14 protein-coding genes and 2 other annotated features (1 of these 16 only partly in view) are annotated in these 11451 nt (G+C 31.7%); of the genes, 1 reads left to right on the top strand and 13 read right to left on the bottom strand.

Annotated elements, in window-relative coordinates; genetic code table 11:
- Positions 1 to 150 precede the first annotated feature (150 nt).
- From ACLUJM_RS06740 to mgtE, 6 genes are all read right to left on the bottom strand, one after another.
- Positions 151 to 1536 (bottom strand): aminopeptidase, encoded by a 1386-nt coding sequence (locus ACLUJM_RS06740; protein ID WP_154273150.1) that lies wholly within the window; start codon positions 1534 to 1536, stop codon positions 151 to 153.
- 4 nt (positions 1537 to 1540) lie between these two features.
- Entirely contained in the window at positions 1541 to 2326 is a 786-nt protein-coding gene (murI, locus tag ACLUJM_RS06735) for a glutamate racemase (protein WP_412412495.1), read from the bottom strand.
- Complete coding sequence (gene ispE, locus ACLUJM_RS06730) at positions 2301 to 3134, bottom strand: 4-(cytidine 5'-diphospho)-2-C-methyl-D-erythritol kinase (protein ID WP_412412494.1); 834 nt, start codon at positions 3132 to 3134, stop codon at positions 2301 to 2303. The genes murI and ispE overlap by 26 nt, the downstream gene beginning before the upstream one ends.
- Entirely contained in the window at positions 3121 to 3390 is a 270-nt protein-coding gene (locus ACLUJM_RS06725) for a glutaredoxin domain-containing protein (protein ID WP_094205482.1), read from the bottom strand. The genes ispE and ACLUJM_RS06725 overlap by 14 nt, the downstream gene beginning before the upstream one ends.
- A 76-nt stretch (positions 3391 to 3466) precedes the next feature.
- Positions 3467 to 3706 (bottom strand): Veg family protein, encoded by a 240-nt coding sequence (locus tag ACLUJM_RS06720; protein WP_412412493.1) that lies wholly within the window; start codon positions 3704 to 3706, stop codon positions 3467 to 3469.
- A gap of 119 nt (positions 3707 to 3825) precedes the next feature.
- Positions 3826 to 5193, bottom strand: coding sequence for a magnesium transporter (gene mgtE, locus ACLUJM_RS06715; protein WP_412412492.1), 1368 nt, complete (start codon positions 5191 to 5193; stop codon positions 3826 to 3828).
- Between the two features lie 121 nt (positions 5194 to 5314).
- Here mgtE and ACLUJM_RS06710 point away from each other — a divergent pair, with 121 nt between their 5' ends.
- Complete coding sequence (locus ACLUJM_RS06710; protein WP_002835305.1) at positions 5315 to 5503, top strand: DUF1858 domain-containing protein; 189 nt, start codon at positions 5315 to 5317, stop codon at positions 5501 to 5503.
- Between the two features lie 72 nt (positions 5504 to 5575).
- Here ACLUJM_RS06710 and ACLUJM_RS06705 read toward each other — a convergent pair whose 3' ends face one another.
- The 7 genes from ACLUJM_RS06705 to rplJ form a co-directional block, all read right to left on the bottom strand.
- Positions 5576 to 5806 carry a glutaredoxin family protein gene (locus ACLUJM_RS06705; RefSeq protein ID WP_002838618.1) on the bottom strand — a complete coding sequence of 77 codons (231 nt, stop codon included), beginning with the start codon at positions 5804 to 5806 and terminating at the stop codon, positions 5576 to 5578.
- A 52-nt stretch (positions 5807 to 5858) separates the two neighbouring features.
- Positions 5859 to 6710 carry a 16S rRNA (adenine(1518)-N(6)/adenine(1519)-N(6))-dimethyltransferase RsmA gene (rsmA, locus tag ACLUJM_RS06700; RefSeq protein ID WP_154273032.1) on the bottom strand — a complete coding sequence of 284 codons (852 nt, stop codon included), beginning with the start codon at positions 6708 to 6710 and terminating at the stop codon, positions 5859 to 5861.
- Positions 6707 to 7231, bottom strand: coding sequence for a ribonuclease M5 (rnmV, locus tag ACLUJM_RS06695; RefSeq protein WP_412412491.1), 525 nt, complete (start codon positions 7229 to 7231; stop codon positions 6707 to 6709). The genes rsmA and rnmV overlap by 4 nt, the downstream gene beginning before the upstream one ends.
- A 3-nt stretch (positions 7232 to 7234) precedes the next feature.
- Positions 7235 to 8002, bottom strand: a complete 768-nt coding sequence (locus tag ACLUJM_RS06690; protein ID WP_412412490.1) for a TatD family hydrolase — start codon at positions 8000 to 8002, stop codon at positions 7235 to 7237.
- Positions 8002 to 9999, bottom strand: a complete 1998-nt coding sequence (gene metG, locus ACLUJM_RS06685) for a methionine--tRNA ligase (protein ID WP_412412489.1) — start codon at positions 9997 to 9999, stop codon at positions 8002 to 8004. The genes ACLUJM_RS06690 and metG overlap by 1 nt, the downstream gene beginning before the upstream one ends.
- Before the next feature lie 58 nt (positions 10000 to 10057).
- Positions 10058 to 10295 (bottom strand) — a binding site (T-box leader).
- 93 nt (positions 10296 to 10388) lie between these two features.
- Positions 10389 to 10760, bottom strand: coding sequence for a 50S ribosomal protein L7/L12 (gene rplL, locus ACLUJM_RS06680; RefSeq protein ID WP_002835312.1), 372 nt, complete (start codon positions 10758 to 10760; stop codon positions 10389 to 10391).
- Positions 10761 to 10789: 29 nt separating this feature from the next.
- Positions 10790 to 11332, bottom strand: a complete 543-nt coding sequence (gene rplJ / locus ACLUJM_RS06675) for a 50S ribosomal protein L10 (RefSeq protein WP_304065382.1) — start codon at positions 11330 to 11332, stop codon at positions 10790 to 10792.
- A gap of 20 nt (positions 11333 to 11352) precedes the next feature.
- Positions 11353 to 11451, bottom strand: a sequence feature (ribosomal protein L10 leader region) (it continues 26 nt past the right edge of the window).

The raw sequence follows: 11451 nt of genomic DNA, 5'->3' as shown, positions 1-11451 counted from the left end.
TTTTGTCAAGTGTTTTGTAAAACTTTTTTTAATTTCGTTTTACATGCATTACTTTCTTTTAAGTAATTTAAAAAGCACTTGACCTAAAGTGCTTTTATATAATATCAATATAAGAGCTACTTGTCAAGTGCTTTAATAATTTAATTTATATTATTTTAAGAAAGCATGGTATGCTTTGCTTGTCATATAGCAGTCAGCTTTTGATAATAATTCAACCGGTGCGTGCATTGAAAGCATAGCTGTTCCGATGTCTACAACTTCTGCTCCTTGGTTAGCAAGAATGAAGGCTATAGTTCCTCCACCACCTTGGTCTATCTTACCAAGTTCAGTTGTTTGCCACATTACTTTTTCTTGTTTGAAAATTTGTCTTAATTCGTTTAAGAATTCTGGGTTTGCATCATTTGAACTGAATTTTCCACCGTGTCCTGTGAATTTTGCTAGAGAAATTCCGCATCCACTTAATGCCGTGTTAGAATCTTCTGTTGCATCAGCATATAACGGATCAATTGCCGCTGTAACATCTGCTGATAACACTTTTGAATTAGCCATGATTCTTCTCATAGTTAAATCACTGTAATTTTCATGTTGATTATTTGCTATTTCTGCAATCATATTTCCCATGTATGGTGCATTCATTGATGTATTACCAACTGAACCAATCTCTTCTTTATCTACAAATAGTGCAACAGCTGTTCTCTTAGGGTTTTCGACTTTAAGAATTGCTTCTAATGTTGCATAAGCACATACTCTATCGTCGTGTCCGTGAGATGCTATCATTGCTCCGTCAAATCCAACGTCTCTAGCTTTTGTTGCTGGAACGATTTCGATTTCTGCAACTTGGAAATCAGATTCTGTTATACCATATTTTTCGTTCAAATATTTTAAGATACATTTTTTGATTGGATTTTCTTTTTCATCTTTGAAATTATAGCTATCATGTCCGGCTATTATAGCTAGTTTTTCTCCTTCAATTGCTGCACCCAATGTTTTAGAGTTCAAATCTTTAGATAAATGAGCTAATAATTCAGTGATGTAGAATACTGGTTCATCTTCGTTTTCACCGATTTTGATTTCAACTTTTTTGCCTTCGTTTGTGAATATTACACCGTGCATTGCCAATGGGATTGTAGTCCATTGATGTTTTTTAATTCCACCATAATAATGTGTCTTCATCATTAAGATATTTTTATCTTCTGAAAAAGGTACTGCTCTTACATCTAATCTTGGGCAATCCAAGTGTGAACCTACGATGTTAAGACCTTCGTTTATATCATCACCAATAACAACTAATACGCAAGATTTGTCCTTATTGTTAATATAAATTTTGTCACCTTTTTTAATTTTTCCTTTTAAAGCTTCATTTAATTCAATAAATCCATGTTCTTTTGCTTGGTTAACTATAAACTCTGTAGCTTCTCTTTCAGTCTTGCAATTGTCTAAGAAGTTTTTGTATCTTTCACCATAAGCGTAGATTTCTTTGTGTTCTTTTTCATCTACAACTTCCCAGATACTTTTCTTTTCGTAATTCAATTCCATATGATCACTCCATTTCTGTAACTTTATCAATAGGTTCCCCTATAATTTTTGATCCATTGATTTTAAAATCAGATGGATTTTTTGTGACAAAATATTCAATGTCACATTTATTTCCATAGTTCCCGCAAATTTCATAAATATCTTCACTTAAGGAATCTGCAGGATCTATAAATGTAATATTTTCTCCAGTGTATTGTTTAAGGTAGTTTATTAAAATTGGATAATGTGTGCATCCTAGAATTATCGTATCAGCTTCGAATTCCATAATTGGTCTCAAATACTCTTTAACCTTTTCTGAAATCTTATCATAGTCTTTGCAATCAGCTTCAACAAATCCTACAAAATCGGGACACGCAGACTGGATTACATCAATACCATTTTTCTTCAATAATTTTTCGTACAATCCATTATCAACTGTTGCCTTAGTGGCTATAACTCCTACTTTTTTATTGGTAGTGTTTTTAACAGCGGAGTTAACACCATATTCAACAACTCCAATTATATCAAAATTTGCAATTGATTTCATATAGTCCATTGCAATAGATGTCAAAGTGTTGCAAGCTAATACGAGCAAATCTATTTGTTGTTCATTAAAAAATCCCACAATATTTTCGGAAATTTTAATCATCTGTTCTTTGGTTTTTGTTCCGTAAGGAACATTGGCACTGTCAGCTAAGTAAATATACTGCTTATTAGGCATAAGTTTTTTTACTTTCTTAAATACAGTAAGACCTCCCAATCCAGAATCCACAACTCCTATTTTGTTATAAGGTTTTTGTTTTAAATACATATTTATATTTATCCTTCAATTCATCGTAGCAATTTTCATAATCTTCAGTATTTTCAAAAATCCCAAAAACCGTAGGTCCTGATCCACTCATCAACGATAAGTTAGCTCCAAAATTAGACAACTTTTCTTTTATATCTGAAATATCTGTAACTAATGATTCAGATACACTTTCCATAGTATTAAAAGCGCTCTTATAAAAAGTTTCGTAATCACGATTAGCAATAGCAACAGTAATTTTGCCAAGTCCTCCGTTTGAGTCCTTTAAATTATCATAAACTTCTTTAGAAGATATGCTCATTCCATTATTTACAATTATTATATTTTTATTAGAAAAATCAGATAACCTAACAAACTCATTGCCTATTCCAGTTGCCCTTACACATTTTTTGTTAGTAAAATAGTAAGTATCAGCACCTGTCAATCTGCAAATTTCTTTGATTTCAGTATTTGTTAATTTTAAATCCAAATCATCATTAACATACATTAGAAATTCACATGCATTGGAACTTCCTCCTGCAAGCCCTGCTGATATAGGAATTTGTTTATCAACGAACACATCGTATCCACAGTTTATATTCCTAAACTTTTTCAAGTTTTCAAATATTTTATATATTAAATTTGACTTATCTGCAGGAAAATTCGCATTATTAGAACTTAACTTAAGCTCACTTGAATCATTTCTGTTAATATCCATAACATCGTGAAGTTCAATTAAATTCATAATCGTGTCAATATTATGATATCCATCTTCTCTAAGACCTAAGACATCCAAAGAGAGATTTATCTTAGCGTAACTATTTATTTTCATCAAATTCTCTTAAATCTTCTAATTTTTCAAAAAACACTATCTTTTCCCCATCTGTAATCATTGGAATTCCAACTTTATTATCCTTAACGATTGATTTGAATTCTTCTCTATTATCTCTATAAGTAAAAAATTCTTTGAGATTTTTCATAGAGTCTGTAATATTAATCTCTTCATAATCAATACCAGCTTTTTTTAAAACTTCAATTGCTTCTACGCAGTCTGGGCATTTTTCTGACATAAATAATTTTAACTTCATAATACACCTCTAAAATAAATTATACTATTCTTTAAATGTTAAATCAAACTAAAAAAAACGACCTTACGGTCGTTTTTTAACATAATTCTAACTTTACTGTTGATGTAAGAATATCTGAGTAAGTATATGATATTATTCTTTCTGAATCATATTCGTTAGTTACTTTTATTGTAAATAAACTTGGGAACACTTGACTAATAGTTCCTTTATTAGTTACAATTTTATTTCGCCCTTTATCTGCCTCGACAATAACATCTTTTCCAATATTACTTCGCACTTGACTTCTAATCATGTTCAAATCGTTAATTTCCTTCACGTTATTCCTCCTAACAGATCGTCGTTAGTAGTATTATATCACTCTATCACTCTAAAGTCAAATTAAATAGAATATTTTACAGTAATATTAAAAATATGTCAATAGTTTTTATATATTTTTTAAATTCCTAATGCAATGTGTGCCATCTCAAAATAAATTAATAAACTCAAAGCATCAACTATTGTAGTAATCAAAGGACCTGCCATTATTGCTGGGTCTAGTTTTAGCTTTTTAGCAATTATAGGCAACATTCCACCTATTAATTTTGCTGTCACTATTGTGAATATCAAAGTTAGTGAAACAACCAACCCAACCGGTACTGAAACCTTGTCTACAATCATAGTTTTGATAAAACAAACTACGCTCATTACTACAGAAACTATCAAAGCAACTCTGAATTCTTTGAAGAAAACTTTAAGCCAATCTTTTGTACTGATTTCTCCTGTAGCAAGTCCACGTATAATCAGCGTTGATGATTGTGAACCAGAGTTTCCACCTGTATCCATAATCATAGGAATAAATGCAGTTAATATTATCGCTTGCCCTAAAAGAGATTCGTAGTGAGTCATTATTGAACCTGTAAATGTCGCAGAAATCATCAGTATCAAAAGCCAAGCAATACGTTTTTTCGCCAAATTAAACACACTTTGATCCAGATAGTCGTCTTCGTCCGGACTCATACCTGCCATGATTTGGAAGTCTTCTGTTGCCTCTTGTTCCATGACTTCCATGATATCGTCAACTGTTATAATACCAGTAAGTCTTTTTTCATTATCTACTACAGGAAGAACTACGAATCCGTATTTTTTGAACACATCAGCTACTGTTTCTTGGTCATCATCAGTGTGAACATAAATTACATCTTCATCCATTAAATCTTCGATTAATGTTTCCGGTTCATTGGTTACTATAGTTCTCAAAGAAATGAATCCTAATAAAGTTTTCTTTTCGTTAGTAACAAAACATGTATAGACAGTTTGTTTATCCACGCCTGTTTTTTTAATAACCTCGAGAGCTTTCCTTACAGTATAATAAGATCTCAATTCAATATATTCTATTGTCATCAATGATCCAGCTGAATCTTCAGGATAATTTAAGAATTGATTTATAAGGTTTCTTTCACTTTTGTCTGTATGTCTGAGAACTTTTTTAACAATTCCTGCCGGCATTTCTTCGATTAAGTCAATCATATCGTCGAAATATAGCTCGTCTACTATGAATTTAACTTCCTTATCACTAAATGCTTCTAACAGCCTTGTTCGATCATCCTTTTCCATATGAGAAAACACATCGATACTGTCATCTTTGTTCAATAATCTGAACACAAGCATAGCGCTTTTTAAATCTAATGATTCTATATAATCTGTAATATCTACCGGGTTGTATTTTTGAATTTGATTTTTAAGTTTTAAATAATCTTTGTCTTCTAGATATTTGTTGAGTAAATCCATATCTATTTCATGACGTTCAAATTTTTCATCCATCATATTCCTCACCACCTATATTTCTATTTCATATTAAATTATAACATAGATTAGAAATAATTTTACTTGAATGAACTGAAAGCTTATATTATAATAAGAATATAAATGATGAAAGGGTGATTTTATGGAAATTACTAAAGATATGTTAATTGGAGATATTATTAGAAACAATCCAGATTCTGTAGAAGTTTTGTTTAGAAACGGATTATCTTGTATAGGTTGTCCAGCCAGCCAAATGGAAAGCTTAGAAGAAGCTTGTATGGTTCACGGACTAGATGTAAACTATCTATTAGAACAATTAAACCAAAACTAATATTATACCCGCTAAACAAAGCGGGTTTTTACATAAAAAAACTACCTGTCGATTGACAAGTAGTTTTTGTTTTTATAATCCTAAAGCTTCTTTTAATTTTGCTTGATCAAAACCAACTATTTCTTCATCACCTATGATTGTAACAGGAACACCCATGTGACCTTTTTTCATAAGTTCTTTTCTAGCTTCTTGATCTTGTGATATATTCTTTTCTGTATATTTTACGTTGTTTTCGTCCATATAATCTTTTGCTGCGTGGCAATATTGGCATCCATCACTTGTATAAATTACTACATCTTTCATAAAAATACCTCCTTAAAAGTCTGTATTTTATATATACCCTTATTTGAAAATCCTAATCAATTACACTCAACTTTTTCACAATATTTTTGTAATCTTCTAGTGACAAATTCTCGGCTCTTAAATTTTCCTTTAATCCCAATTCTTGAAGAATTGACTTTAATTTTTCCTTGTCGACATTTACAAATCCACTCGTGAAACTGTTCAATATGGTTTTTCTTCTTTTGCTAAAGCCCGATCTTATTAATTGGCGTAAAAGTTCTTGGTCAATATCTTCATCTAATTTTTTGAGTTTCATATTGACAACTGCACTGTCTACTTTTGGTTGTGGCATGAACACTGTCTTTGGTGCATTCAGTATTATTTTCGCATCGCTGTTTTGTTTTACAAACAAGCTCAATGATGCATAATCCTTATTTCCTACATCAGCTACCATTCTATTTGCCACTTCTTTTTGAACCATAACAGTGATAGATTCAATGACGTCTCTGTAATTAAACAAATGCTCAATAATCGGAGTTGTGATGTAATAAGGAAGATTGGCAACCACTTTGAATTTTTTATCCCCATGATTGAGTTCATTCAAATCCACCTTCAATACATCTTCATTTATTATTTGAAAATTATCTCTATCTCCAACAGTATACTTCAAAACATCCATAAGTCTTGAATCTATTTCTATAGAATACAAAAATTTGCATTTGTCGACAAGTCTCTCTGTCAATGTTCCAAAACCAGGGCCAATCTCAATTACGTAATCATCTTCTGTGATATCAGAATAGTCGATAATATTTTCAATCAAATTACCATCGATTAGAAAATTTTGCCCCAAAGCTTTTGAAAACTTAAATCCGAATTTGTCCAATATTTCTTTAATGTAGGAAGGTTGGTGTAGTCTATAACTCATCTTTTAATAGCCTCCTCTAATTTTTCTCTTGAAATATTGTAATTATTTAGCATTCTAAGAAAAGATTTCGCATTGCCGTAACCTATATTTAAAATTTTACCGACTTTTATTCTAAGCGATTTGGATCCTTCGCCTACTAATCCATAGTAAATCATATCATCCATCGTGTATTCATTCTTAGAATCAATCATTGACGGATGAGCGTTTTCTATGGCGATTTTGATATCTTCTTCCTTTGCATTTTCAATTCCGATATCCTCATCTTTGATACACAAATCTTGTGATATAAATGCATTTTTTGCGTTTGGAATAAAATCATTAATTCTTTTTCTGATTTTATTACCTGCGTAGTCTGGATCTGTTAAAACTATTATTCCTCTGTCTTCGTCTATTTTTTTGAGTCTTTTGAGTAATTTATCGCTAAAATAAATCCCACCAGTACATATAACTTCGCAGTCTAGTGCTCTTTTGACTCTCTGCTCATCGTCTCTGCCTTCTACAACTATTATTTCTTTTATCATAATTTACCATCCAAAAATATCATCGGCATTGTTGCAAATGATTTGTGCTGCATCTTTTTCCGACATTTTTTTCAACAAACTTACTTCTTGTAACACCAAATTCACATATTTAGGCTCATTTCTTTTACCACGATATGGATGAGGCGTCAAGTACGGTGAGTCTGTTTCAACCAAAATTTTGTCAATTGGTAGTTTCTCACAAGTTTCTTTGACATTCCTTGCATTCTTAAATGTTACAACACCACTAAAAGAAATATAATATCCCAAATCAATAAACTTCATTGCCATTTCATAACTTCCAGAATAAGAGTGCATTATCCCTCTGACATTTGGATATTTAGCTAGGATATCATAAGTATCTTGTATCGCATCTCTTGTGTGAATTATTACAGGCAAATTTTTCCTTTCTGCGATTTGCATTTGCTTTTCAAAAAGATATTTTTGCTTTTCCTTATCGTGTTCGTAATGATAATCCAATCCTATTTCTCCAATTGCCTTGCATTTTGGATTATCTGCTAACTCTTCAATTCTCAAAATATCATCGTCAGTAAACCTACTGTCTTCTTCAGGATGAATTCCCACAGCATTATACAAGAAGTCGTACTTTTCAGATAATTCAATAGCCTTTATGGAGTTTTCGACATTGTCACTTGGAAGCATTGCTTTCACAACAGAATTAGATTTTAAATTTTCGATTATTTTTTCTCTGTCGAAATCAAATTTCTCATCTGTCAAGTGACAATGCGTGTCGTATATTACATATTCTCCCATTAAGATACAATCGCTCCATCTTCAAATTCTGAATCAAGTAAACTTGCCATAGTCAATTTATCGCCTTTGCTTGCAGCAAGAAGCATACCTTGAGATTCTACTCCTCTTAACTTAACAGGCTTCAAATTATACACAACTATAACCTTCTTACCTATCAAATCATTTGGTTCGTACCAGTTTTTAATTCCAGAAACAATTTGTCTTTTTTCTTCTCCTATTTTAACCTTGAAAACCAAAAGCTTATCTGCATCAGGATGTTGTTTTGCTTCTATGATTTGACCTACTCTCAAATCTAATTTATCAAAATCATCTATAGTGATTTCTTCCTTTGTTTTGTTTTTCTTAGAGCTTTTCTTCGATTTCTTAGGAGCTTCTTCTGTGTCTTCTCTCAATTCAGAAACTTTCTTACCAGTTCTTTCTTCTATTAATTTGTCATTAACTTCATTTAATCTTTCAGTTTCCTTCTTGATATCCAATCTATTGAACAAGTTTTCTCCTCTTTGAACCTTAGTTCCAACTACTGTTTTACCGAAAACTTTTCCATCTTCCCATTTAATTTCTGAAAGTCCTATTTGTTCTTTGATTTTATTGCTTGTTTCAGTGATAAATGGGGAAGTCAAAATACAAATAACTCTTATAGCATCCATCAAATTATACAAAACCGTCTTCAACCTTTCAGGATCTTCTTTAATCAAAATCCATGGTGTAGTTTCATCGATGTATTTGTTCGCTCTTCTGACAACTTTCCAAATTTCTTCTAGTGCATTTGAGAAATCAAGTTCCTCCAATAGTTCTTCAACTTTTTCTTGGCAAGCTTCAACTACAGAAATCAAATCCTTGTCTATATCATTATTTTCATTTGGTTGAGGAATAACTCCATCAAAGTATTTTTCAACCATTGACACAGATCTACTTACAAGATTACCCAAATCATTTACCAAATCAGAATTAAATCTATTCATAAATCTTTCTGTCGTAAAGTTACCATCATTACCAAAAGTAAAATCTCTTAAAATGTAATATTTCAAAGCATCTACACCGTACAAATCTATAATTGGCTCTGGATAATATACATTTCCCTTAGATTTACTCATCTTATCTTCATTAAACAAAATCCATCCATGAGCGAAAACCCTCTTTGGCAATGGTAAATCCAACGCCATCAACAACGCTGGCCAAATAATAGTGTGGAATCTTACAATTTCTTTACCTACCAAGTGAATATCACATGGCCAGAATTTGTTGAATAATTCTTCATCTTGTCCGTATCCAATCCCCGTTAAATAACAGCTAAGCGCATCAATCCATACATAGATAATATGCTTATCATCAAAAGGAACCTTAACTCCCCAATCAAAACTTGTTCTTGATACCGATAAATCTTCCAATTCACCGCTTAAGAAATTGTTGACCATTTCGTTTTTACGTGATTCCGGCTTCAAGAAATCAGGATTATCCTTGTATAACTCTAAAATTCTGTCTTTGTATTTTGACAATCTGAAAAAGTACGATTCTTCTTCATGATAATGAACATCACGTCCACAATCAGGACATTTGCCATCTTTTAATTGTGATTCTGTCCAAAAAGCTTCACAATCAACGCAGTAGTGTCCTTTATAAGTAGATTTGTAAATATCTCCCTTATCATATAACTTTTGGAAAATTTCTTGAACATTTTTTTCGTGAGCCTTATCTGTACTTCTAACAAAACTATCAATATCAATGTCAAGTTTCTTCCACAAATCCTTTGCACTTTGTACAATTGGATCAATATAATTTAATGGATTATCACCCATGTTCTTTTCTTTTGCTTTTTCGTATAATTTTTGGCCGTGTTCATCAGTACCTGTAGTCAAAAACACATCATAGCCTTGGATTTTTTTGAACTTTTTCAAAGTATCCGCAATAATTGTCGTATAGGTATGACCTAAATGTAAGTTACTACTTGGATAATAAATCGGCGTAGTGATGTAGTATGATTTCTTTTCTTCTGACATAATTTCCCTCCTAAATAAACTACAATAAAATAAAAAATCCCTTATATGACATACATCATATAAGGGCGAAAATCCGCGTTACCACCTTAATTTTAGAATATAAAATATTCTCTCATTGTTTGGCACATTAATGCCTAGCATTTGATAACGGATGCTCCCGGAAAAATTTAAAAGCATAAGCTATTCAACTTTTCAAACTCAAAGACCATATTCTGTAACAATCTAATATCTTATTCCACCATACTAAGACTCTCTTTAAAAAAATTATTACATACTCATCTCATCGTAGTCATTTTATCAATATATTTAAATAATATCATAATCAAATGATTTGTCAAGCAATTAAAAAAGAGAGGCTATTGTGCATAACCTCTCCATAAATTTATCGACTATTTTAATTCGATAGTAGCTCCAACTTCTTCAAGTTTAGCTTTTAATTCTTCAGCTTCTTCTTTAGAAGCGCCTTCTTTGATTGCTTTAGGAGCTTCGTCTACGATAGCTTTAGCATCTTTTAATCCTAAACCAGTTAAGTCTTTAACTGCTTTGATAACTTTCATTTTAGCGTCACCAGCTGATGCTAAGATTACATCAAATTCTGATTTTTCTTCTGCTGCTGCTCCACCTGCTGCTGGTGCTGCACCTGCTACAGCTACAGGAGCCGCTGCTGATACTCCAAATTTTTCTTCTGCTTTTTCTACTAATTCATTTAATTCAAGAACAGTTAAGCCTTCAACTGCTTCTAAGATTTCATCTATTGACATTTTTTACCTCCAAATTTTATTTTAAATAATTATTCTTCTACTGTTTCAGTAGTTTCGTTTGATTCAGCTTCTTCTGAACCTTCAGCTTTTGATTTAGCAATAGCATCTGCTAAATATACAAATTTTGATACTGGAGCTTTGAAGCTTCCAAGCATTTTTGTAAGAAGAACTTCTCTTGAAGGGATAGATGCGATTTTCTTTACACCTTCAACATCTAAGAATTTGTCTCCTAAATAACCTGCTTTAATTTCTAAATTTTCGTGATCTGCTGCGAATTCTTTAGCTATTCTAGCTGCAGCGATTGGATCATCCATACTGAATGCAACCGCGTTAGGACCAGATAAGTAATCTAAGAATCCATCAAATCCCAATTCTTTAAAAGCAAAATTCATCATTGTGTTTTTGTATACTTTGAATAATACATTTTCATTTCTGAATTTTTCTCTTAATTCTGTTGCTTCACTAACATCTAATCCTCTATAATCAACGATAACCATTGATTTAGCATCATTAATGTGTCCTTTAATTTCTTCGACAACAGCTTTCTTTTGATTTAAAACGTGTTCTTTCATTATTTCACCTCCATGAAAAAGGCTACACTAAAAAAGTCTTTCCATCCAAAGACAGAAAGACTGATAAACTCATATCTTATGCTCCTCTGTAGGATGATTAAACTTTAATAGTCCCTACT

Origin of the sequence: Finegoldia sp., from assembly GCF_046991905.1 — a bacterium.
GTDB lineage: Bacteria > Bacillota > Clostridia > Tissierellales > Peptoniphilaceae > Finegoldia.
This window is presented reverse-complemented; position numbering and strand designations above follow the sequence as displayed.